Source organism: Pseudomonas atacamensis, assembly GCF_017167965.1.
GTDB classification, from domain to species: Bacteria; Pseudomonadota; Gammaproteobacteria; order Pseudomonadales; family Pseudomonadaceae; genus Aquipseudomonas; species Aquipseudomonas atacamensis.
This window is the reverse complement of sequence record NZ_CP070503.1, coordinates 2,916,234-2,939,738: the sequence shown is the minus strand read 5'-3', so window position 1 is coordinate 2,939,738 and position 23,505 is coordinate 2,916,234. Positions and strand designations below refer to the sequence as shown.

At 61.1% G+C, this 23,505-nt stretch carries 19 protein-coding genes and 1 pseudogene; 12 read left to right on the top strand and 8 right to left on the bottom strand.

Features of this window, described 5'->3' with window-relative positions:
- Positions 1-41 precede the first annotated feature (41 nt).
- Positions 42-845 carry a DUF1206 domain-containing protein gene (locus JWU58_RS13345; RefSeq protein WP_110600551.1) on the top strand — a complete coding sequence of 268 codons (804 nt, stop codon included), beginning with the start codon at positions 42-44 and terminating at the stop codon, positions 843-845.
- Between the two features lie 42 nt (positions 846-887).
- Here JWU58_RS13345 and JWU58_RS13340 read toward each other — a convergent pair whose 3' ends face one another.
- The gene (locus tag JWU58_RS13340) at positions 888-2,180 is read right to left on the bottom strand and encodes an Nramp family divalent metal transporter (protein WP_241196174.1); all 1,293 of its coding nucleotides are present in this window, start codon (positions 2,178-2,180) and stop codon (positions 888-890) included.
- A gap of 274 nt (positions 2,181-2,454) precedes the next feature.
- On the opposite strand from JWU58_RS13340, the gene JWU58_RS13335 reads away from it, so the two are divergent.
- Both JWU58_RS13335 and JWU58_RS13330 read left to right on the top strand, forming a co-directional pair.
- Positions 2,455-3,588 carry a lactonase family protein gene (locus tag JWU58_RS13335; RefSeq protein ID WP_123442448.1) on the top strand — a complete coding sequence of 378 codons (1,134 nt, stop codon included), beginning with the start codon at positions 2,455-2,457 and terminating at the stop codon, positions 3,586-3,588.
- A gap of 118 nt (positions 3,589-3,706) precedes the next feature.
- Positions 3,707-4,948 (top strand): MFS transporter, encoded by a 1,242-nt coding sequence (locus JWU58_RS13330; RefSeq protein ID WP_123442447.1) that lies wholly within the window; start codon positions 3,707-3,709, stop codon positions 4,946-4,948.
- Position 4,949: 1 nt separating this feature from the next.
- Here JWU58_RS13330 and JWU58_RS13325 read toward each other — a convergent pair whose 3' ends face one another.
- On the bottom strand, positions 4,950-5,177 hold the full coding sequence (locus tag JWU58_RS13325; RefSeq protein WP_123442446.1) for a DUF2790 domain-containing protein: 228 nt from the start codon (positions 5,175-5,177) through the stop codon (positions 4,950-4,952).
- A gap of 30 nt (positions 5,178-5,207) precedes the next feature.
- Positions 5,208-5,783 carry a reactive chlorine resistance membrane protein RclC gene (gene rclC, locus JWU58_RS13320; RefSeq protein WP_123442445.1) on the bottom strand — a complete coding sequence of 192 codons (576 nt, stop codon included), beginning with the start codon at positions 5,781-5,783 and terminating at the stop codon, positions 5,208-5,210.
- A gap of 125 nt (positions 5,784-5,908) precedes the next feature.
- On the opposite strand from rclC, the gene JWU58_RS13315 reads away from it, so the two are divergent.
- Positions 5,909-6,814, top strand: coding sequence for an AraC family transcriptional regulator (locus JWU58_RS13315; protein ID WP_123442444.1), 906 nt, complete (start codon positions 5,909-5,911; stop codon positions 6,812-6,814).
- A gap of 155 nt (positions 6,815-6,969) precedes the next feature.
- Entirely contained in the window at positions 6,970-7,746 is a 777-nt protein-coding gene (locus tag JWU58_RS13310) for an alpha/beta fold hydrolase (protein ID WP_024013008.1), read from the top strand.
- 27 nt (positions 7,747-7,773) lie between these two features.
- On the opposite strand, the gene JWU58_RS13305 is transcribed toward JWU58_RS13310, so the two are convergent.
- Positions 7,774-8,694 carry a LysR family transcriptional regulator gene (locus JWU58_RS13305; RefSeq protein ID WP_123442443.1) on the bottom strand — a complete coding sequence of 307 codons (921 nt, stop codon included), beginning with the start codon at positions 8,692-8,694 and terminating at the stop codon, positions 7,774-7,776.
- Between the two features lie 153 nt (positions 8,695-8,847).
- A pseudogene (locus JWU58_RS13300) lies at positions 8,848-9,475 on the bottom strand (glutathione S-transferase family protein).
- A 285-nt stretch (positions 9,476-9,760) separates the two neighbouring features.
- Between JWU58_RS13300 and JWU58_RS13295 the strand changes: the two are divergent.
- The gene (locus tag JWU58_RS13295) at positions 9,761-11,812 is read left to right on the top strand and encodes a 2Fe-2S iron-sulfur cluster-binding protein (RefSeq protein ID WP_206422145.1); all 2,052 of its coding nucleotides are present in this window, start codon (positions 9,761-9,763) and stop codon (positions 11,810-11,812) included.
- A gap of 18 nt (positions 11,813-11,830) precedes the next feature.
- On the top strand, positions 11,831-12,043 hold the full coding sequence (locus tag JWU58_RS13290; RefSeq protein WP_123442440.1) for a hypothetical protein: 213 nt from the start codon (positions 11,831-11,833) through the stop codon (positions 12,041-12,043).
- Here JWU58_RS13290 and gabP read toward each other — a convergent pair.
- Positions 12,040-13,446: a GABA permease gene (gene gabP / locus JWU58_RS13285; RefSeq protein WP_206422144.1), complete on the bottom strand. Its 1,407-nt coding sequence runs from the start codon at positions 13,444-13,446 to the stop codon at positions 12,040-12,042. The genes JWU58_RS13290 and gabP overlap by 4 nt on opposite strands.
- Before the next feature lie 235 nt (positions 13,447-13,681).
- The gene (locus tag JWU58_RS13280; RefSeq protein WP_206422143.1) at positions 13,682-15,808 is read right to left on the bottom strand and encodes a TonB-dependent siderophore receptor; all 2,127 of its coding nucleotides are present in this window, start codon (positions 15,806-15,808) and stop codon (positions 13,682-13,684) included.
- 266 nt (positions 15,809-16,074) lie between these two features.
- On the opposite strand from JWU58_RS13280, the gene paoC reads away from it, so the two are divergent.
- Positions 16,075-18,285: an aldehyde oxidoreductase molybdenum-binding subunit PaoC gene (gene paoC / locus JWU58_RS13275; RefSeq protein WP_206422142.1), complete on the top strand. Its 2,211-nt coding sequence runs from the start codon at positions 16,075-16,077 to the stop codon at positions 18,283-18,285.
- A gap of 25 nt (positions 18,286-18,310) precedes the next feature.
- Positions 18,311-18,643 (top strand): hypothetical protein, encoded by a 333-nt coding sequence (locus JWU58_RS13270; RefSeq protein WP_123442436.1) that lies wholly within the window; start codon positions 18,311-18,313, stop codon positions 18,641-18,643.
- 425 nt (positions 18,644-19,068) lie between these two features.
- Here the strand turns inward: JWU58_RS13270 and JWU58_RS13265 are convergent, their stop codons facing one another.
- Positions 19,069-19,653, bottom strand: a complete 585-nt coding sequence (locus tag JWU58_RS13265) for a TetR/AcrR family transcriptional regulator (protein WP_206422141.1) — start codon at positions 19,651-19,653, stop codon at positions 19,069-19,071.
- A 212-nt stretch (positions 19,654-19,865) separates the two neighbouring features.
- Here JWU58_RS13265 and JWU58_RS13260 point away from each other — a divergent pair, with 212 nt between their 5' ends.
- The 3 genes from JWU58_RS13260 to JWU58_RS13250 all read left to right on the top strand — a co-directional run bounded on the left by JWU58_RS13260 (position 19,866) and on the right by JWU58_RS13250 (position 23,501).
- The gene (locus tag JWU58_RS13260) at positions 19,866-20,543 is read left to right on the top strand and encodes a type 1 glutamine amidotransferase domain-containing protein (protein ID WP_206422140.1); all 678 of its coding nucleotides are present in this window, start codon (positions 19,866-19,868) and stop codon (positions 20,541-20,543) included.
- Positions 20,544-20,645: 102 nt separating this feature from the next.
- Positions 20,646-21,767, top strand: coding sequence for an alkene reductase (locus JWU58_RS13255; protein WP_125927083.1), 1,122 nt, complete (start codon positions 20,646-20,648; stop codon positions 21,765-21,767).
- A 195-nt stretch (positions 21,768-21,962) separates the two neighbouring features.
- Positions 21,963-23,501 carry a cryptochrome/photolyase family protein gene (locus tag JWU58_RS13250; protein WP_206422139.1) on the top strand — a complete coding sequence of 513 codons (1,539 nt, stop codon included), beginning with the start codon at positions 21,963-21,965 and terminating at the stop codon, positions 23,499-23,501.
- Positions 23,502-23,505: the final 4 nt, after the last annotated feature.

Here is a 23,505-nt window from a genome sequence, read left to right as displayed (position 1 = left end):
CCACGGGTCTGCTTCACATCGATTCCCTGGAAGTAAAACCCATGTCCACTCAACATACGCTTGTCCTGCTTGCCCGAGGCGGATACGCCGCGCGCGGCGTTCTGTATCTGATCATCGGCATCTTCGCGCTGCTGGCGGCGCACGACTCCACCAAACCGAAAGACAGCCACAAGAGCCTTGAAGCATTGCTCAGCCAGCCGTTCGGCTACGTGCTGATCGGTGTTGTGGTCGCCGGCCTGCTGGCCTTCGCCGCCTGGCGTGCGCTGCAAGCGATCCGCGATGTCGACCACCACGGCACCGAGTTCAAAGGCCTGGTCATTCGCGCAGGTCTGCTCGCCGGCGGTCTGGTCAACGCGGCGCTGGCCTTCTTTGCCTTGGGCCTGTTGGTGAGTGGCCTCAGGAGTTCGGGGGGTTCCGGCGATGGCAAGACCAAGGATCTGCTCGCGCAGCTGCTGTCATTCGAGCACTCGAACCTGTTGATCTACCTGATTGCGCTGATCCCGCTGGGTGTCGGTATCGCCCACATCATCAAAGGCTGGAAGGCCACGTTCGAGAAATACTTCGAAGCGGATGACGAAGTGATGCGCTACGTGCGCCCGGTGTCGCGCTTTGGCCTGATCGCCCGAGGCGTGGTGTTTATCGAGATTGCAGTGTTGATGGCGGTCAGCGGCTCGGTTTACCAGGCAACCAATCCACCCGGCATGAAGGAAGCGCTGGATGCTTTGCAGAATCTGCCGGCAGGTGGCGTGCTGTTGATGCTGATGGCGTTGGGGCTGATAGCATTTTCGGTGTACAGCTTTTCCGAAGCGGCCTGGCGCCGGATCGAAATGGATGTGCCGCTGTAAGCGGCGATTCGAGGGGGCGTGTGCCCCCTCGACTGCTTCCCGTCAAGTAAACAGATCAACGCCCAACTGGAACGCTACCCATAGCGCCAGACCTGTAGCAAACATCAGCGCGATGTTTTCAAACAGGTTGTTGCGGTACTGCTTGTCCAGCAGCGATTTCTGGTTGGACATGATCAGCAAGCCCAGGGAAATCACCGGCAAACCAATGATGTTCAATGCGCTGACACCAATGGTCAGAGTCACGAAATCCGGCATGCCCGGCATCGACCAGATCAGCGGCGTGACCAGGATGAACAGCATGAACCACTTGTGCATCGGGTCATGATGGAACTCTTTACCGTACTTCTCGCGACGCTCAGGGCGAACATGCTGGAAGGCATCGGTAATCAGCATCGGAAACGCCGTGGTCTTACCTGAAATGCTGGCGAACAGCGTTGCGAACACGCCGATGAAGAACACGTACCAGCCGATCGGGCCGAAGAAGATTTCCAGCGCCTTGCCCAGATCGCCCAAGGTTTTCACCTCGATGCCGTTGGGACGGAGGATTTCCGCACCGACGATCCAGATCGCCAGGTTGATGATGATCCCGACGAACACCGCAAACAGCAGATCGTTACGCTGAATGCGCTTGTGCTGCGGCCCGGTCCAGCCTTTCTGGCGCATGACATAGGGGTGCACGAAGTTGGCGATCGAGCCGGCGACCGCGCCGATCACCGAGACCGCCACCAGCAAGGCGCCATGCACGCCTTCGTCCGGCGGAATGCTGAAGCCGATGGTGCCTTTGATGATGCCGCTGACATCCGGGCCGGACATCACCGCCAATGCGATGAACGCCAAGGTCATGATCGCCAGCAGCAGCTTCATCACGCCTTCGATCATCGTGTAGATGTTGCGCCCGACCAGCATCCAGACCGCCAGCACCACCGCCACCGAGCACAGCAATGGCTGATCGATCTTGAACAGCATCGCCAGCGACTCCCCTGCCCCCTTGATCATGTAGGCGTTCATCAAGTGCCCCATCAACAGGGCATAAACCAGCATGAACCAGGCAAACACCGGGTTGAGCTGGGCGTAGCCCTGCAGGATGGTCATGCCCTGGTTATTGCACAGCTGGAACCGGGCAATGATGTTGACGATCAAGTATCTCAACAGCAAAGAGACCGCCAGCACCCACATCATCGCGTAGCCGTAGTTCGCACCGGCCACTGAAGACGTGATGAGATCGCCCGCACCGAGCCACGACAGCACGGCGATAATGCCGGGGCCGAGCAGTTTCAGCGTACGCAGGAAAAGGTTTTGCGGTTTCGCAGCGGCCTGATGACCGAGTGGAGCCATGCTCGTCATAGGGGTATCTCCGTTATTGTTTTTGTGAGAGTTGTTGCACTGCGCACATTAGGTAGGATGTCGTACAACAACGCTAACGGGAGAGTATGTAGAAATGTGTCAAACCTCAATCACGACGACCCTCTCCGATCATTTCCGCTGATCAAAATCATCTAGAACAAGCACGTCGAATAAGCGTAGCGACGTTGCAGGTCCATGAAATAGCCATTGATGCCCCAATCAATCACTCATAGGATGACTGATCACAACAACAATAAGGCTGGAAATGATGAAAGGAACCCTCTTGATCGCTGCACTCGCCTCCACGTTGAGCGTGACGGCTAACGCCGCTACCTACGCTTACATCTCAAGCCCCGGCGACGGTCTGATCTCGCAGTATCGCCTTGATCAGAGTAACGGCGCACTCACCCTCGTTGAGCAGATTCAGGCCGGTGATCAGGTCAATCCCATGGCCCTCACCCCGGACGGCAAAGTGCTGTTTGCAGCCTTGCGCGTCAAACCTTTTCAGGTGCTGGCTTACCGGATCGATCGCCAAAGCGGTCGCCTGACAAAGTTTACCCAAGCGCCCCTGGCAGAGAGCATGGCCTACCTGTCGACCGATCGAAAAGGTCGCTACCTGCTCGCCGCGTCCTACGGCGCCGATACCCTCAGCGTTCAAAAGATCGGCGAGGATGATCAACCTTCCGCCAACATCCTGCGTTATCCGACCGGCCTGCACGCGCATTCGATTCGCACCGAGCCGAGCAATCGCTTTGCCTACGCCGGTAACCTGGGCACCGACAAGGTGCTGCAATATCGCCTGGACGCCAAGACTGGCGAGCTCAGCCCGATCGGCAACGGCTCGGTCAGTGTTCCGGAGAAAACCGGCCCCCGGCATCTGGCGTTCTCGCCGAACGGCAAATTCCTTTACGTCGTCGGCGAAATGAGCGGCACCGTGACTGCGTTTTCAATTGACGACGCCAGCGGCGCGTTGACCCGAATTGCTGAAGCCAATGGCATTCCCGAACGTTTGCAACTGGCTCACGGCGAAGTTCGGGATGCGCGCAACAACGATTTGAAAGACGATCCGACCCGACGCATCTGGGCTGCCGACCTGCGCATGTCGCCGGATGGAAAACTGCTGCTGATGAGTGAGCGCACCAGCAGCAGCGTTTCGGCATTTGCCGTGGATCCGGCAACGGGAGGACTGACGTTTCTCGACAACTACCCGGTGCAAGAACAGCAACCGCGAAATATCGCCTTCTCCCCCGATGGCCACTGGCTGCTGGTGACGGGCGAGAAAAGCGCCAAGGTCGGTACGTACGCGGTGAGCAAGGATGGCGCGCTGAAGCGTGTCGGTGAAGCGGCCTCCGGCAAAGGCGCATTGTGGATCGAGATACTGCAAACGCCTGACGCTTGAATATCTGCGGAGCAGCAACTGCTCCGCCGTTCTGCAACTAATCCCCCGCCGCTTCGGTCATTAGGTTTGCCGAGGTTGATACATTTACGCAGACCTCACTTTCAAGAGACTGCCCACCGTGATCAGCCATCTCGATCGCCGCAACAACCGCTCGCTGGACAGTCTGAATTTCTTTCTCGCCGATGTCCGCGACGGCCTCGGGCCGTACCTCGCCATCTACTTGCTCGCCGTGCACCACTGGGACCCGGCCAGCATCGGTGTGGTCATGACCCTCGCCGGCATTGCCGCGCTGGTCACGCAGACGCCCGCTGGTGCGCTGGTTGACAGCAGCCGGGCGAAACGTGCGCTGATCATCATCGCCGCGCTGTTGGTGACGGTGAGTTGTCTGCTCCTGCCGTTCATTTCGTCATTCAGTCTGGTGGCGTTGACTCAGGCTTTGAGCGCTGCGGCAGCATCTATTTTTGCCCCGGCGATTTCCGCGATCACCCTGGGCATCACCGGCCCGCGAGCATTCACCCGGCGTACCGGTCGCAACGAGACGTTCAACCACGCCGGCAACGCGTGCGCGGCGTTATTGGCCGGTTTGTTTGCGTATCTGTTCGGTCCGGTGGCGGTGTTTTATCTGATGGCGGTCATGGCGCTGGCCAGCGTGATTGCCGTGCTGTTCGTCTCGGCCGAGGCGATTGATCACGATGTCGCGCGCGGCCTCCAGCCTGGCGATCAAAGCCATCAGCCGTCCGGATTCAAGGTACTGCTGAGCAATCGCCCGTTGCTGATGTTTGCCCTGTGCTGCGCGCTGTTCCACTTGGCCAACGCGGCGATGCTGCCGCTGGTGAGCCAGAAACTCGCCCAAGCCAACTTGCACATGGCCACGCCGCTGACGTCGGCGTGCATCGTCGCCGCGCAACTGGTGATGGTGCCGATGGCGCTGCTGGCCGGTGCGAAAGCCGATGTCTGGGGGCGCAAACCGTTATTGCTGGCGGGTTTTCTGATCCTGCCGCTGCGTGGCTTGCTCTACACCTTCTCGGATGATCCGTACTGGCTGGTCGCCGTGCAGTTGCTCGACGGCGTCGGCGCTGGGCTGTTCGGCGCGCTGTTCCCGGTGATGGTCAAGGATCTCACCCTCGGCTCCGGGCATTTCAATGTCAGCCTCGGCGCGCTGACCACAGCGTTTGGTCTGGGCGCGGCGCTGAGCAATGGGCTGGCCGGTTTTGTCGTCGAGGCCGCCGGTTACAGCGCGGCATTCCTGACCCTTGCCGGGGTTGCAGCGGCTGCATTCCTGCTGCTGTTGATCGCTGTTCCGGAAACGCTGCAGCGGACTGAGCAATTCGAGTCCGCTGCAGTTATGGGCCAAACCTGAGCTAATCGCCACCGCAGCCATCGCCGAGCACGTTGTACGTGGCGACATGCCGCTGGCCGTGGCTGTCTTCATAGACGACCTCCACCGGAACAATTCCGCAGGCGGCGCTGGTGTCGGTGATGCTGATGGTCTTGGCGATATCCAGTGGCACGCCGGTCTGCGCAGGTTCGGTGGCGGCGAACACGTTGCCGGCGAGGATGGCCAGGGTCAAAGCAATAAACGTTTTCATCGTGTGATCTCTCTATAAAGGATGAGGAATTCAGGCCTGACGTTCAGTCAGCAATTGGCGCGCGGAGTCGGCCATGACCGGCAGCGCTCCGGCGAGCATCAGGACGTCCTTGAGCACCAGGCGTCCGGCACCGGACAGATAGGGAAAGCCATGCTGACCATCGCCCAGCGCAGCGACCCAGGCTTCAGGCGTGGTAACCAGAAAGCTCAGGGTCACCAGCGGCGTAACGAACGCCAGCGCGCCACCGAGCAGGCCGGTGCGGCGGGAAAGCGGGTTGGACAGGACCAGCAGACCGATAAAGATTTCCACCACGCCAAGCCCGGTGGAAAAACCGTAGGTGTTGTTCGCGGTCTGCCAGGCGCGCTTGTCGGCGTTCAGCTCGCCCTCATGGGTCAGGTGCGCCTTGTAGTCCTGCGGGTGTTCGTAGAAGAACGACATCACCGGGCTGTTGGCGACGAAGGGCGTGATGCTGTCGGCTTCGTACGGGACGAATTTCAGCGCGCCGATCCACAGGAAGACGATGGCGATGGCCACGCGCATCAGCGGGATGCCGAGGCGATCGAGTTTGCCGAGCTGTTGTAGTCCGGCGTTGATTGAGGTGAACATGCGACTTCTCCAGATCAATGAAAGTGGAGTCAGTCTGCGGTGCTACCGAATCGCGCTTTTGTCGGTCATGCTCAACGTCTTGCTCAATCGTCTCAACTTTGCGGATTTCTTCGTGATGGGTGCCAATGAACTCGCTCGATAAGCTCATCAGCCTGGCCAACGTGCGCGGCAGCCTCGATCTGCGTTGCCAGTTTCAAGGCGACTGGGCGCGCGATCATCAACAGGAAGCCTTGGGCAAGGCGCCCTATCACATCGTGCTTAAAGGTGAATGCCGGGTTGAGCTGGCCAGCGGGCAACGCCTGGCGATGCGCGCCGGCGACATTCTTTTGTTGCCACGGGGCACGCCGCATGTGCTGCACAGCGGCGGTAAAGATGTAGCGCCAATGCTGCCAACGCTGATTCCAGGCGGGGTGTTGCCGATCTATCGGCTCGGTGGGGCGAGCGCCGATCTGGACATGCTCTGCGGTGGCTTTCATTACAACCGCGCGTCGATGCTGTTCGCCGCCCTCCCCGATTACCTGTTGATTGCCAACGATGGTTTGCCGGTGGATGCGCCGCTGACAGCCCTGGTCGCGCTATTGCGCAGCGAAGCCGACAGCGAACAGCCGGGCGCGCGGTTCCTCCTCGATTCACTGTCCCAAGCCTTGTTCACCTTGATTCTGCGTGCGCATCTGGCCCGTGCGGAGCAGGACAAGAGCACCCTGGCGCTGCTCGGCGACCAGCGCCTCGGCCGGACCTGTCAGGCGATACTGGCCGACCCGGCGCACGAATGGACCATCGAAGCCATGGCCGACACCGCGAACATGTCTCGTGCAACGTTCATGCGCACCTTCGCCCGGGTCGCCGGTATTTCGCCGTGGGTGCTGCTGACCCAGTTGCGCATGGAGCTGGCGTTCAGTCTGCTCAGCCATTCGCATCTGGGCCTGAATGACATTGCCGTGCAGGTCGGCTACCAGTCGCAAGCGGCATTCAGCAAGAAATTCAAGGAAACCTACGGCGAGGCCCCGGGCAAGATCCGCCGCGCGATCTGAGCGGATGGGTCGCTTTGTATCAGCGTGTAGCATTTGCCGACACAGATACATACGCATGCGAAGTTCGGCCGTGCGCACACACAACTGACACATTTAGCGCGCTAAATACCACTGTCGCTTCCATTCCTACCTTAATCAATCGACAGGACATCACCATGAACAAAGTCTTCGCTACCCTCGCCCTTACCGCCGCCATGTTTGGTGCCACCGCAGCGTTCGCCGCGCCGGTCAAACCTACCGTGGTGCTGGTGCACGGTGCCTTTGCCGATTCGAGCAGCTGGAACGGCGTGGTCAAGATTCTCGAGAAGGATGGCTATCCGGTGATCGCCGCTGCCAACCCGCTGCGCTCGGTCAAGGGTGATGCGCAATCGGTGGCGGATGTGCTGGCCAGCGTGAAAACTCCGGTGGTGTTGGTCGGCCACTCTTACGGTGGCCCGGTGATCAGCGAAGCCGCTTACGGCAATGCCAATGTCAAAGCGCTGGTGTACGTCGCCGCGTTCGCCCCGGAAAAGGGTGAAACCGCAGCCGAATTGTCCGGGCGTTTCCCCGGCAGCACCCTTGGCCCGACCCTGTCGGCCCCGGTTGAGCTGGCCGATGGTGGCAAGGATTTGTACATCCAGCAGGACAAATTCCATGAGCAGTTCGCTGCCGATGTTTCCCCGGCAGATGCGAAGTTGATGGCCGCGACCCAGCGCCCGGTGACCGTCGCCGCGCTCAACGAAGCCGCCACCGAGCCTGCATGGAAAACCGTGCCGTCGTACTTCGTCTACGGTGACCAGGACAAGAACATCCCGGCGCAAGCCCTGGCGTTCATGGCCGAGCGCGCGCACTCCAAGCAGACCGTCGTGGTCAAAGGCGCGTCGCACGTGGTGATGGTGTCCAACCCGAAAGCCGTCGCCAGCCTGATCGAAACCGCTGCGGCCGCGAAGTAATTCATCGCTGAATTGAAACTTGAAGCCTTAGCCGTGAACTCTGTTCACGGCTTTCAGCGCTGGGTGGTGTTGCAGCCGCTCGCTGATAAAGTCCACGAACGTGCGCACCTTCGCCGGTACGCGCGGATGTTTCAGATAGACCAGTTGCACCGGTAACGCCGGCGGCTCAAATGCCTGCAACACCAATTCCAGTTCACCGGCCGCAACCTGGCTGGCGACTTGATAAGACAGCACCCGGGTAATGCCCCAACCGGAACTGGCGATGTTGATTGCCGCCTGATTCGCCGTGACCACCAGACGCGGTTCGAAGCGAAAACTCAACGGGCCATCCGCATGGGCGAATTGCCAATCGCTGAGCAAATGACTGGCGGACGACATGACGATATTGGCGCGGCTCAGCTCGTTCGGATGTTGCGGTCGGCCATAGCGGGCGAAGTAATCGGGGGTGCCGCAAATCACTTGGCGGACCTCGCCGACCTTGATTGCATGCTGATTGTTTTCGTGCAGATGGCCGATGCGTACGGCGACATCGATACCCTCTTCCGCCATGTTCACCACGCGATCGACCAGCAAGGCCTTCAGATGCACCGAAGGAAACGCGTCGACGTATTGCGCCAGCAACGGCGCGATGAACAACTCGCCAAACAACACCGACGCGGTCACGCTCAAGTGCCCGCACGGCACCCGATAACTGCCGGCAGCGGCCTCTTCGGCTTCGTCGACGTCGCACAGAATTCTTCGGCAATCGTCCAGATAACGATGCCCGGCTTCGGTCAGGTGCAGGCTGCGCGTGGTGCGCGACAACAGGCGCGTGCCAATGCGTTGCTCCAGCGCGGCAATGGCGCGGGTGACGCTGGGGGGCGAGGTGTTCAAACGCCGGGCCGCCGCCGCAAAGCCACCCTCCTCGGCCACGGCCAGGAACATCCGCATTTCCTGAAAACGATCCATAGGCGGGAACCTGTAAAAAACTTCGAAAACACAGTGAAATCATGTGGGAGCGAGCCTGCTCGCGAAGGCATTCTGTCAGTCAACATCACCGTTGAATGACACACCGCTTTCGCGAGCAGGCTCGCTCCCACAGGGGATGTGCATCGTTGTGAGTCAAGCTGTTTGCAGGCCCACCGCTGTGCGCTGCATGCCGACGAATTTCGGCAGCGCCTCGACCCGCGCCAGCCACGCCCGCACATTCGGGTAATCCTCAAGCGAGACATTGCCTTCCGGTGCGTGGGCGACGTAAGTGTAGGCGGCCACATCGGCAACGGTTGCCTTGTCGCCGGCAAGGAATGCGCTGTTGGCCAACTCGTCTTCCATCACCTGCAACAACGCATGGGAACGCTTGATCGCATCAGCCGCGTCGTAACCGGCGCCGAACACAGTGATCAGGCGCGCCGTGGCAGGTCCCGAGCTGATCTGCCCGGCAGCCACCGATAACCAGCGTTGCACCTTGGCTTGCTCAACCGGATCGCTCGGCAGCCACTGGCCGTTGCCGTATTTGCTCGCCAAATAAACCAGAATGCCGTTGGAATCCGCGAGCACCGTGCCGTTGTCATCAATCACCGGCACTTGGCCGAAACGGTTGAGGGCGAGGAATTCAGGGGTTTTGTGCGCCCTTCATCAGGTCGACGAACACCAGTTCGGTCGACACATCCAGCAGGGACAGCATCAACTCGACGCGATGCGAGTGGCCGGACAACGGATGGCGGTACAGTTTGACGGCTGACTGGGACATGACGTGCTCCTGGATTATTTGAGGTCGACCCGCTGATCGTGTCGATGGGGCTCATCCTGCTCCCCTGCCGCAAATCGCGGAATCCTCAGCAAATACAATCGAGCATTTCAGCCAGTGAAATAATCACCCGCCTCCTTAGGCGCGCGCAGGGATCATTTCACCGAGTGAAACAGTGGATTGCAGTTTCTGGCCATTCCCTCGCAACCGGCCGAGGGCGAACATGAGCCCACTTGAGCTTCAGCCCCTGGCGGCTCACCGGCCCGTTTGCACCCGAGGAGAATCGAAATGGACACAGCGTCGAAACCGCAGCCCTCGCCCTGGCATGAAGGTGAGCTGACCCTGCAACGTGCCGTCGGCGCGGTGGAGATGATGGTCAGTGTCGGCCAGCGGCAACTGGCCCGCGACTGGATGCCGGACCAGCACCGCGAGTTCTATGCGCAACTGCCCTTCGTCGTGCTCGGCGCCGTCGACAGCCAGGGCGATCCGTGGGCAACGCTGCGCACCGGTCAACCGGGGTTCATGGATTCGCCGTCGCCGCAGGTGCTGAAGATCAAACTCGATGCGCAGCCCAACGACCCGGCCAATCAAGGCCTGCAACCCGGCGATGCGATCGGCATGCTTGGCATCGAGCTGCACACCCGTCGGCGCAATCGCATGAACGGCAACATCAGTCGCCGCGATGACAACAGCCTCGAGATCGGCGTGACCCAGGCTTACGGCAACTGCCCGCGCTATATCAACCTGCGCCATTACGCCTTCGTCGATGAGACCACCGACAACGCGCTCGACTTGCCGGTCAGCGAACCCTTGGTGCGCGACATGATCACCGTCGCCGATTCGTTCTACGTGGCCACTTATGTGGTGCGCGACGGTGAGCGGCAAGTCGATGTGTCCCATCGCGGCGGCAAATCCGGCTTCGTGCACATGGACGAGGACGGCACCCTGACCATCCCGGATTTCTCCGGCAATCTGTTCTTCAACACCTTGGGCAACATCCTGCTCAACCCGCGCGCCGGGCTGACTTTCATCGATTTCGAAAGCGGCGATCTGTTGCAGATGACCGGCAGCGCAGAAGTGCTGCTCGACGATCCGCAAATCGCCGCGTTCCAGGGCGCCGAGCGCCTGTGGCGCTTCAAGCCGCAGCGCATCGTTTACCGTCAGGCCGCGCTGCCACTGCGCTGGGCCGAGCAGCCGGAAGGCGATTCGCCCAATTCGCAAATGACCGGCAGCTGGGAACAGACCCGCGAGCGTTTGCAGGCCGAGGCGCTGCGCAATCAATGGCGCGCGCTGCACGTCACGCGGGTGGTCGATGAGAGTCCGCAGATCCGCTCCTTTTACCTGCAAGCAAACGATGGCTTCGGCCTGCCGCGCTTCGAACCGGGCCAGCACTTGCCGATCAAGGTATTGCTCGACGGTCAGGATGCCGCGTCGATCCGCACCTACAGCGTGTCCAGCGCGCCGTCGGACGAGTTCCTGCGCATCAGCGTCAAACGCGATGGCTCGGTGTCTTCGCATCTGCATGATCGGGTCCAGGCACTGGATTTGATCGAAGCCCGCGCGCCGCAAGGCGACTTCACCGTCGACGCCACCGAACGCCGGCCACTGGTGCTGTTGGCCGCTGGCGTTGGGGTGACGCCGTTGCTGTCGATGCTGCGCGAGGTGGTCTATCAGGGCAAACGCATCAGCCGCATGCGCCCGACCTGGGTGGTGCAAAGCAGTCGCACCGTCGAGGATCTGGCCTTTCGCGAAGAAATCGATGCCTTGGCTGCACGCGCGGGTGACAAGGTCAAGGTGCTGCGCGTGGTCAGCCAGCCGCCGCTGGACGCAACAGCGCAGGGTTACGATCACGCCGGGCGCATCGACATCGCCTTGCTGAAAGGCCTGCTGCCGCTGGATGACTACGATTTCTACCTGTGCGGCCCGGGCAGTTTTACCCAGGCGCTGTACGACGGCTTGCGCAAAATGCGCATTCCCGATGATCGCATCCACGCCGAAACCTTCGGCCCGTCGACGCTGATCCGCGATGTCGAAATCAGCACCCCGGCGCCGCCGCAAGTGCCGGTCGCCGAAGAACCGGTCAAGGTGTTGTTCGCCACGTCCGGCAAGGAAGCACGCTGGGAACCGGGCAGCGGCACCTTGCTGGAACTGGCCGAGGCGCGTGGCTTGAACCCGGAGTTCAGCTGTCGCGGCGGCTCGTGCGGCACCTGCAAAACCCGCCTTACCAGCGGCCAGGTGCACTACCTCACCCCGCCGGCCATGCGCCTGGCGGACGACGAAGTGCTGATCTGCTGCGCCGCCCCGGCGCAGGGCAGCGAAACCCTGGTGCTGGACGTTTGAATCATGAGGAGGTGCGCCATGAAGCCGTTTGCCGAAACCAACGTCGTTTGGCCGCAAGAGAACACCGGACTGTCCGCCAGTGAATGCGAACGCAGCTTTTTGCTGCCGCAACTGATGGGCTCGCTCGCCGGTGAAACCTGCGCGTTGACGGGCTCACTCAGTCAACGTGAGCATCTGCCTTCGAGCCCGAACGGCTGGTTTTCCCGTGGGCTCAAGGCGTTGTTTGCTTAGGCTTTGCTCACCGCCGCCACTCTGGCCGCCGGCCCATGCTGGCGGCTGGTGATCAATCCGACGAAGGAAATCAGCAGCGCCAGGCCAATGGTCGAAGTCACTTCCAGGCGATGTTCTGGGGTGATCATCATCACCGCCAGAGCGGCGCAGATAAAGGCGATAACCAGCCAGGTGAGCCAGGGAAACAGCCACATGCGCAAGGTCATTTCGACCTTTTCCCGTTCCAGTCGGCGGCGCATGCGCAACTGCGAAATGGCGATCACCAGATACACCAGCAAGGCAATTGCGCCGGAGCTGGCGAGCAGGAACTGGAACAGCCCGGCCGGCATGAAATAGCTGAGCAAGGTCACGCCTGCGCCGATCACCGTGCTGGCAATGACCGCCGCGCGTGGCACGCCGGCCGCCGAAGTCACCTTCAATGCCGGCGGCGCATCGCCGCGTCGGCCCAGCGAATAGAGCATGCGCGAGGAAATGTAGATCGACGAGTTCATGCAACTGGCCACCGCGATCAACACGACCACGTCGACGAGGAATTTGGCGTTAGGGATATTCATCAATTCCAGTGCGCGCTGGTAGGAACCGACCGAGGCAAGTTGCGGGTCGTTCCACGGCACCACGGAAATCACCACGAAGATCGACAGCAGATAGAAGATGCCGATACGCCAGATCACCGAGCGCGTGGCCTTGGCGATGTTCTGCGCCGGATTGTTCGATTCCGCAGCGGCGATAGTCACCGCTTCGGTGCCGATGAAACTGAACATGATGGTGATGAACGCGCCGACCACCGCCGACATGCCGTTGGGCGCAAAGCCGCCGTGCTCGGCCATCAGCGTGCTCAAGCCACTGGCTTCGCGCTCGGGAATCCAGCCCATCAGCACCGCAAAACCCAGGCCGATGAAACCGATGATCGCGATGACCTTGGCCATGGCGAACCAGAATTCGAACTCGCCGTATTTCGACACGCTGAACAGGTTGGTGATCACCAGCAGCACGATCGACAGCAAGGCGAATAACCATGCATCGACCTGGGGAAACCACTGATTGAGCACGTGCCCGGCGGCCAGTGCTTCGATGGGAATTACCAGCACCCAGAACCACCAGTAGAGCCAGCCGATGGTGAACCCGGCCCAGCGGCCAATGGCTTGATCGGCGTAGGTGGAAAACGAGCCGGTGTCGGGATGCGCCACGGCCATTTCGCCGAGCATGCGCATGACCAGCACGACCAGCAGACCGGAGAACAGATAAGCGAGCAGCACCGCAGGTCCTGCGGCGGCGATGGCGTGGCCTGAGCCAACGAAAAGTCCTGCGCCGATGATGCCGGCAATGGAAAGCATGGTGACGTGACGCGGTTTGAAACCTTGCGCCAACTGACCGTTGGAGTCCTTGGGGTTCAGGCTAGTCATGGGTTCTTATTGTTCTCATGATCGACGTTTGGGCCACTGACTGAGCGTCAGGCGATCATCATTTCCGGTGTCGGCATCAGGCGAAAGCTGCGACGCAGACGCTTTGCCGACGAAATGATGCTTCACCTTACGTGGCCCGACCGCCGCGCAACTAGCCTGAGTGCGGCATGCCGATGTCTGATTTCGACATGCCACTCTCAGGCCAGCATGGGGCGGCGGCAACCGCTGCGGCGATTTACAGCGTGTAGGAAATCCCCACCTGCACGGTTCGCGGCGCGCCCGGGTAGGCGTAAACGTTGCCGAAGGCGCCTTCTTCGTAGTCGCGATCGAAGATGTTTTTCACATCCAGGTTGAGCCGCACCTTGTCGTTGACCTTGTAGAAGCTCAGCAGGTCGACCACGGTGTAACTGCCCATGGAAAACGCGGTGTTGGCGGTCTGCCCGGCGCGCTCGTCGACGTATTTCAGGCCAGTGCCAAGGCCAAGACCTTTGAGCGTGCCGTCCTGGAATTCGTACATATTGAGCAGGCTGAAGCTGTTCTTCGGGATGTTCAGCAGGCGCGTGCCGGAGCGCAGCGTGTTGTCCTTGGTCACCTCGGCGTCGACGTAAGCGTAACCGCCGACCACTCGCCACTCCGGGGTGAGATTGCCGGTGACGTTGACGTCGAAACCACGGCTGCGTACTTCACCGGCGGCGACGCTGAAGGTCGAATCCACCGGGTCGGTGGTCAGCACGTTGCGTTTTTCGATCTGGTAGATCGCCGCGTCGACGCTCAACTGCTGATCCAGCGCTTCCCACTTCACGCCCATCTCGTAGGACTTGCCTTTCTCTGGAGCGAAGCCGCCGCCTTCGCGACTGGCGCCGGTGTTGGGCTTGAACGAGCGCGCGGTGTTGGCGTACACCGCCAGGGTATCGGTCAAATCGTAGGTGACGCCGATACGCGGGGTGACGGCGTTGTCGCTGGCCTGCCAGCTCCTGCCGCCGGGCACGTAGGTTTCGTAATCGTGCTCGAAGCGCTCGAAACGCGCGCCGGCCAGCACTTTCAGTTTGTCGGTCAGGGCGACCTGATCCTGCAGGAACGCGGCGTAGGTCTTGAGGTTCTCTTTATCGTGGGTCGGTGTGCGGGTCAGCGCCGGGCGTGGCTGGCCGTAGACCGGGTTGAAGATGTCGATCGGGTAGGCACTGACCGCGCCGCTGGAGCGGTGGATGATCGACTTGTAATCGTAATCTTCATACTCGATGCCGGTGAGCAAGGTGTGCTGCAGACCGCCAGTGTCGAAATGCCCGGTGAGATTGAGCTGGGTGTCCTTGTCGGTCCATTCCAGCTTGCGGTAGTTGAAGTTACGCCCCAGCGTGCGGCCGTCAGCGGCAATGCCGTTGGCCTCGATCGCATTGCCCTTGAGCGAGCCGTCGAGCCACTGGAATCCACCGCCCAGGGTCCAGTCGTCGTTGAGCATGTGTTCGAAACGCAGTTGCGCCATGTTGTTGTCGTTGTGCAGCTTGCCGACGTCCTTCTCGCCAAAGAAGGTATCGCGCGAGGCAGTGCCGATCTGCGCCGGGTAGCGCGTCACGCCACGATCGAGCGGCGCGTTGTTGCGCATGAAATCGCCTTCGAAAATCAGCTTGGTCGCGTCGCTGGCCTGCCAGGTCAGCACCGGCGTGATGCCGTAGCGCTCGGTCTCGACATGATCGCGGAAGGTGTCACCGCCCTCGCCCACCACATTCAAGCGATAGGCCAGACGCCCTTCTTCATCCAGCGGCCCGGAAGCGTCGAGGGTGCCGCGCTTCATGCCTTGGTCGTTCAATTGGCTGCCTAACGTAACGGTGCGCTCGGGCAACGGCTGTTTCGACACCACGTTGAAGGTACCGCCGGGATCGCCACGGCCATAGAGCATGGTCGCCGGACCGCGCAGCACTTCCAGGCGCTCGATGGTATTGGCGTCAGGCATGTTCGGGTAGCCACGGTTGATCGGGAAACCGTTGCGGTAGAACTCACCCGTGGTGAAGCCGCGCACGGTGAACGTGGTCAGGCCCTGACCACCGAAATTGTTCGCCCGACCCACGCCGCCAGCGTAATCCAGCGCATCCTGCAAACGCGTTGCGCCGAGGTCTTCGACGGCATCCTTGGTGACCACACTGATCGACTGCGGGGTTTCATGAATCGAAGTGTCGGTGCGCGTGGCGCTGGCCGAACGCGTCGCGCGATAGCCTTGCACCGGGCCGTCTGCCCTTTCGTAATCCGCTGTGCCGACCACGTCGGTGGCTTCCAGCTCAAGCGTTGAAGAAGTCGGTTCGGCTGACTCAGCCCACGAGGAAGAAGACAACGCCTGCAGCACACAAATGGAAAGCAGAGTTCGACGCATGAGGTGAAAACCTTTACGAATAGGCCAGAACGAAGGGCAAAACCGCCAATGAAAACGCGGCGCATGGTATACGGTCGCATTAGTAATTGAAACGTATTCTTATTTGTCATGTTGATCAGGATTGGTGAGCGGTATTCATCACTCCATCCTGAAACCGCGCATTATCAGCAGCGCGTCGATGGCCTAGGCTCGTAGGGATCCGACGTCAATCGATGGCTGCGCCGCGCTACGTGGGCGCCGCCAGCCTGTCTGAAAGGAGTTCGCAGATGAAATTCGACACCCCGGCCGGCGCCAATCCGATCGACCAGCTGAACGTCATCGGCCAACCTGCCGACCGCATCGACGGCAAGCTGAAAACCACCGGCACCGCTCCCTACGCCTACGAGCAAAACGCAGCGGTGCCGGACGCCGCCTATGGCTATATCGTCGGCGCCGGGATCGGCAAGGGGCGCATTGCCTCGATCGATTCGACGCAAGCGCGGGAGGCGTCCGGGGTGATTGCCATCGTCACTTACGAAAACGCCGGGCCATTGGCCAAAGGCGAGTTTTACGTAGCCAGGGCCTTGGCCGGGCCGCAGGTCGATCACTATCACCAGGCCGTGGCGATTGTCGTCGCAGGCACTTTTGAACAGGCCCGCGCGGCCGCCGGCTTGCTCGACATCCGCTACGTGGCCGAACCAGGTTCCTTCGATCTGGCGGCTGCGAAAGACTCCGCAACCCCACCGCCACCGGCCGGTTTCGGCCCGCCGCCGCAAACCAGCGTCGGTGACTTCGAAGGCGCCTTCACCGCTGCGCCAGTGCAAATCGATCAGCACTACAGCACGCCTGACCAGGCCCACGCGATGATGGAACCGCACGCAACCATTGCCCGCTGGAGTGGCACGCAGTTGACCTTGTGGACATCGATCCAACAGATCAACTGGGGCGTGCGCGATCTGGCGAAAACCCTCGGCATCGCCAAGGAAGATGTGCGCCTGATCTCGCCGTATATCGGCGGTGGCTTCGGCGGTAAGGGCACGATTCTTTGCGACGCAGTGTTGGCATCCCTGGCCGCTCGACATGCCGGGCGAGCGGTGAAAGTCGCGCTGCCGCGGCCGCTGATGTTCAACAACCTGACCCATCGTCCGGCGACGCTTCAGCGCCTGCGCATCGGTGCCAACCGTGACGGCGTGATCACGGCGATCGGCCACGAGAGCTGGTCGGGCAATCTGCGCGGCGGACGCGCCGAAGCGGCTACCGCGTCAACCCGCTTGCTTTACGCCGGGGCCAATCGCATGACCCGTTTGAATCTCGCCGTGCTCGATCTCGCCGAGGGTTCGGCGATGCGCGCGCCAGGCGAGGCACCGGGGATGATGGCGCTGGAAATCGCCATGGATGAACTGGCCGAAAAGCTGCAGATGGATCCGCTGCAGCTGCGCATCCTCAACGATTCGCAGGTCGATCCGGAGCAACCTTCGCGGCCGTTCTCCAAACGGCAGTTGGTGGAATGCCTGAACACTGGGGCCGAACGCTTTGGCTGGCGTCAGCGCAACCCTCAACCCGGTCAGCGCCGTGAGGGCGGTTGGCTGATCGGCATCGGGCTGGCCTCGGCGATTCGCGGCGCACCGACCACCGCTTCGGCGGCGCGGGTGCGACTCGATCGTCAAGGCGTCATCACCGTGGAAACCGACATGACCGACATCGGCACCGGCAGTTACACCATCATCGCCCAGACCGCCGCCGAAATGATGGGCGTGCCGCTGGACCGTGTCGTGGTGCACTTGGGCGATTCGCGGTTTCCGGAATCGTCAGGCTCCGGCGGCCAGTGGGGCGCCGCCTCCTCCACTGCCGGCGTGTATGCCGCGTGCGTGAAACTGCGTGAGGCCGCCGCTCGCGCCGTCGGGATTGACCCGCAGCAAGCCGAGTTTGTCGATGCACAGATTCGCGCAGGCTCGCAGCAGGTTGCCTTGGCTCAGGCCGCAGCCAATGGCGAGCTGACGGGCGAGGACCGCATGGAATACGGCGATCTGGCCGAGCGTTTTGCCCAGCAGACCTTCGGCGCGCATTTCGCCGAGGTCGCGGTCAATGCGGCGACCGGCGAAATTCGCCTGCGCCGGCAACTGGCCGTGTGCGCCGCCGGGCGCATCCTCAACCCGAAAACCGCGCGCAGCCAGATCATCGGCGGCATGACCATGGGCGCTGGTGCGGCATTGATGGAAGAGCTGGCGGTGGATCATCGAATCGGCTTTTTCGTCAATCACGATCTGGCCGGATACGAGGTGCCGGTGCACGCCGACATTCCCCATCAGGAAGTCATCTTTCTCGATGAAGTCGACCCGTATGCCACCCCGTTGAAGGCCAAAGGCGTTGGCGAGCTGGGTATCAGCGGCGCGGCCGCGGCGATCGCCAATGCGATCTATAACGCTTGCGGCGTGCGGGTGCGCGATTATCCGATTACGCTGGATAAACTCATCGGCGAGTTGTCCTACCCGGTCTGAGACTGGATCACGCAGGATATCGCCCATGTACCCCACCACCCCCGATGGCCGCTATTTTGTGGTCAAGCAACAGCTGTGGCGTTGCAGCAATCCATCACTGCCAGCCGCCGAGCGTGAGGCATTTGTAGCCGAACTCATGTCAGCGCGGCGTGCGGTCAAAGAGGCAAAGCGTGCGGAGGATGCACAGGCGTTGAAGTCAGCGAGAGCTCGCGTCAACGAGGCCAAAGTCGCGCTGGGTGAACGCGGGCCGGTGTGGTGGGATGACGGCAGCCCGGATTACGACCGATTCAAAGTGAGCAATACACCGTATGCGCAGTGGTTTGCCCAACTGCCGGACAAGAACGGCGGACCTGCCTGAGTACTGATGGCCTGCAGAACCCCAATCAAACAAGCAACGCAGGTCCCCTGTGGGAGCGAGCCTGCTCGCGAATGCGTTGGGTCAGGCGATGAAGATGTTGAATGTGCCGACGTCTTCGCGAGCAGGCTCGCTCCCACACTGGATTTTGCGTGTCGCCGGGATTTGGCACATGCCGCGAAAACCTGTGGGAGCGAGCTTGCTCGCGAAGGCGTTGGGTCAGTTAAAGAAGATGTTGGATGTGCCGCCGTCTTCGCGAGCAGGCTCGCTCCCACAGTGGATTTTGCGTGTCGCCGGGATTTGGCACACGCCGCGAAAACCTGTGGGAGCGAGCCTGCTCGCGAATGCATTGGGTCAGTTAAAGAAGATGTTGGATGTGCCGCCGTCTTCGCGAGCAGGCTCACTCCTACAGGAACCAGCGGCGAGGCTCAGACTTGCAACAACTGCCGGGTCATCGCCATCGAGGTTTCCAGCGACTGTCCGGTGCGCTGCAATTTGTTCAGCAAACTGGCGCCGAGCCAGAGCTGATACAGCGTCTCCGCCAACTTCCGCGCATCGCCCTCCGGCAGGCTTTTGTCGGTCTGGCCTTGTTCGATGCATTCGGTGATGCGCGCGACGATGCGTTCGGCGCCGTCGCGCAGTGTCAGGCGCATTGATTCGGAGAGGTCGGCGACTTCGGCGCTGAGTTTCACCACCAGGCATTCATCGCCATGGCCTTCGAGGGTGCAGCGGTTCTGCCAGCCCTGCCAGTAATCCATCAAACGCTCGAAGGCAGACAGCCTAGGCAATGTCAGGCGGCGCTCCATGTCGGCGAGGTAGTCGACGAAGTAATCCTCGAGCAGCGCCTGGCCGTACAACTCCTTGGATTTGAAGTAGTGATAGAACGAGCCCTTGGGCACGCCGGCGGTCTGCAGGATCTCGTTGAGGCCGACGCTGGTGAAGCCCTTCTCGGCCATCATCCGGTGGCCGGTGTCGAGCAAGTGTTGGCGGGTGTCGTCAAAGGTCGGCTTCATGGTGCGCAAAATTCCAGACAATAGACCAGTCGTATAGTTTTCAGGACCGGGAGTTTGCCATAACCGACGGGCAAAAACATTTTCTGAAAAAATTACTAGACGACTGGTCTAATTGGAAACTATGCTGCGCCCCGACACACAAATTCATGCGGCACCGACAACAAGCGAATCCCTCGCCTTCTGCCGATGCCAGACCAACCCAAGGGTGCTCTATGAAAATCTTGATGGTTCTGACTTCCCACGATCAACTCGGCAACACTGGCAAGAAAACCGGTTTCTGGCTGGAAGAGTTCGCCGCGCCCTACTTTGCCTTCAAGGACGCCGGCGCCGACGTCACGCTGGTATCGCCCGCCGGCGGCCAGCCGCCGCTCGATCCGAAAAGCGATGAGCCAAGCGCGCAGACTGCCGAAACCGATCGCTTCCGCGCTGATCCGGCGGCGCAACAAGCGTTGGCCAGCACCGGTCGTCTGGCTGATGTGAAGGCCGAAGATTTCGACGCAGTGTTCTACCCAGGTGGCCACGGCCCGCTGTGGGATCTGGCCGAAGACAAGGCCTCGATCGCGCTGATCGAAGCCTTCGACCGCGCCAACAAGCCCCACGGTTTTGTCTGCCACGCACCCGGCGTGTTGCGTCATGTGGTGCGCGCTGACGGCCAGCCAATCGTCAAGGGCCGTGATGTCACCGGCTTCACCAATGCCGAAGAAGCGGCGGTCGGCCTGACTGACGTGGTGCCGTTCCTCATCGAAGACGAGTTCCAGCGTCTGGGCGGGCGTTACTCGAAAGTCGCCGACTGGCAAGTTCACGTGGTGGGTGACGGTCAACTGGTCACCGGCCAGAACCCGGCCAGCTCCGCCGCCGTTGCCGAAAAGCTGTTGAAGATGCTCGGCTGAATCCATCGCTCCAACCCGATCAACGCCGTGTGCGTACAGCCCGGCGTTGTTTTTTTGCCCAGTCACTAGTCGACTGGTCTAATCAGATTCAAGGCTTACTCCATGAATAACGCTTTCTTCACGCCTGCCAAATTGGGCGCCCACACCCTGAAAAACCGCATCGTTCTGCCGCCCCTCACCCGCCAGCGCAGCACACAACCGGGCAATGTCGCCAACGAGTTGATGGCCGAGTATTACCAGCAGCGCGCCGGTGCCGGTTTGCTGGTCACCGAAGGCACGCAGATCGAACCGCGCGGTCAGGGTTATGCTTGGACGCCGGGCATTCATACGCCGGAGCAGATCGCCGGTTGGCGCAAAGTCACCGAGGCGGTGCACGCCGTGGATGGTGTGATCTTCGCCCAGCTCTGGCATGTCGGTCGGGTCTCGCACACGGCGTTGCAGCCCAACGGCGACGCGCCGGTGTCGGCCTCTGCGGTGGCGACGGACCGCGTCAGCGTGTTCATCGAAACCGCGCCCGGTGTCGGTGAACTGGTGCCGCCATCGGCTCCGCGGGCGTTGAGCACCGATGAAGTGCAGGAACTGATTCAGCTGTACATCCAGGCCGCGCGCAACGCGATGGATGCGGGTTTCGACGGCATCGAACTGCATTGCGCCAACGGTTATCTGGTCAACCAGTTCATCTCCGCCCACAGCAACCTGCGCACCGACCAGTACGGCGGCTCGCTGGACAATCGCTTGCGCTTCTTGCGCGAAGTGGTGGCCGGCGTCGCCGAATGCATCGGCAAGGACAAGGTCGGTGTGCGGTTTGCGCCGCTGTTCACTACCACCGATGAAGCGCGGACGTATCTGGGCCTGGTCGAGGAAGATCCGCACACAACTTACATTGCGGCGATCAAGATTCTTGAAGACGTCGGCATCGCCTACCTGTCGATCGCCGAAGCCGACTGGGACAACGCGCCAGCGATGCCGCAGACCTTTCGCCAGGCCGTGCGCGACACGTTCAGCGGCGCGATCATTTATGCCGGTCGCTACACCGCCAAAACCGGCGCGCAATTGCTTGAGTCGGGGCTGGCGGATCTGGTCGCGTTTGGCCGACCGTTCATGGCCAACCCGGACCTGCCGGCGCGGATTGCCAATGACTGGCCGTTGAATCAGTTGAATCCGGCGACGGTGTATGGCGGCGGTGCCGAGGGTTATATCGACTATCCGACCTACCCCGCTTAAGAACCCCACCCAAATCCCTGTGGGAGCGAGCCTGCTCGCGAAGGCGGTGTGTCAGTCAGCATTTGTATTTGCTGACAGGACGCTTTCGCGAGCAGGCTCGCTCCCACAATAGGATGTCAGTTGCTGCCAAAACCTATACATCACAAAATATTTGTATAACTATTGGAGTTCGAATCGCTGACCGGATTTCGCTCCATGCCCCCTGCCCACCGCTTGCTCCTGATCCTCGGCGACCAGCTGTCCTTCGACCTGGCCTCCCTGCAGCCACTCGATCCCCAGCACGACCTGCTGCTGATGGTCGAGGTCATGGAGGAAGCGACCCACGTCGCTCATCATCCGCAAAAAATCGCCCTGATCTTCAGCGCCATGCGTCACTTTGCCGAGGCGTTGCGCGATAAAGGCTACCGCGTCCAATACGTCCGCCTCGACGACCCGGATAACAGCGGCTCCATCCCCGGCGAATTGCAGCGCTGGCAAACCCTCACCGGCGCCGAACAGATTCATATCACCGAATGCGGCGACTGGCGCCTTGAGCAGTCAATCAAAGATTCGGGCTTGCCCGTGCACTGGCATTCAGACAGCCGTTTCCTCTGCTCCCGCGAAGAGTTCTCCAATTGGGCCAGCGGCAAGAAGCAGCTGCGCATGGAGTTTTTCTACCGCGAGATGCGGCGCAAGAGTCGGCTGCTGCTCAATGGCGACGGCACGCCGGTCGGCGGTGCGTGGAATTTCGATGCGGAGAATCGCAAGGCGCTGCCCAAACACGCCAAACCGCCCTACCCGGCGCGTTTCGCCAATGACGCAATCACCCAAGAGGTGCTGGTATTGGTCGGCGAGCGCTTCGCCAGCCATTACGGCACGCTGGATGACTTCAATTACCCGGTGACCCACGCCGATGCCCAGGCCCTGTGGCAATACTTTCTCGACTATGCGCTGGCCGGCTTCGGTGATTACCAGGACGCCATGGCCAGCGACGAACCGTTCCTGTTTCACGCGCGGATCAGTGCCGCGCTGAACATCGGCCTGCTCGATTTGCGCCAGCTGTGCAGCGATGTCGAGGCGGCGTACTGGTCGGGGAGCATCGGCCTCAACGCTGCCGAAGGCTTCATTCGACAGTTGATCGGCTGGCGCGAATACGTGCGCGGTGTGTACTGGCTGAAGATGCCGGATTACGCCGAGGGCAATGTGTTTGGCAACACGCGTCCGCTGCCGGAGTTCTACTGGACGGGTGAAACGCAGATGAATTGCATGCGCCAGGCCATCGGCCAAAGCCTGCAACATGCCTACGCGCACCACATCCAGCGGCTGATGGTCACCGGCAACTTTGCCTTGCTCGCCGGGATTGCGCCGAAGGAAATCTGTGAGTGGTACCTGGCGATCTACATGGACGCCTTCGACTGGGTCGAACTGCCCAACACCCTTGGCATGGTCATGCACGCCGACGGCGGTTACCTCGGCTCCAAGCCTTACTGCGCCAGCGGCCAGTACATCAATCGAATGTCGGATTACTGCGGCGACTGCGCCTACAAGGTCAAGGAAAGCAGCGCGGACGATGCCTGCCCGTTCAATGCGTTGTACTGGCATTTCCTCATGCGCCACGGCGACATCCTGCGCGGCAATCAGCGCATGGGCATGATGTACAAGAACCTCGACCGCATGCCGCTGGCCAAGCAGGATGCACTGTGGCAACGCGGACAAATGCTGTTGGCGAAACTGGATACCGGCGAAGCTTTCTAGTGCG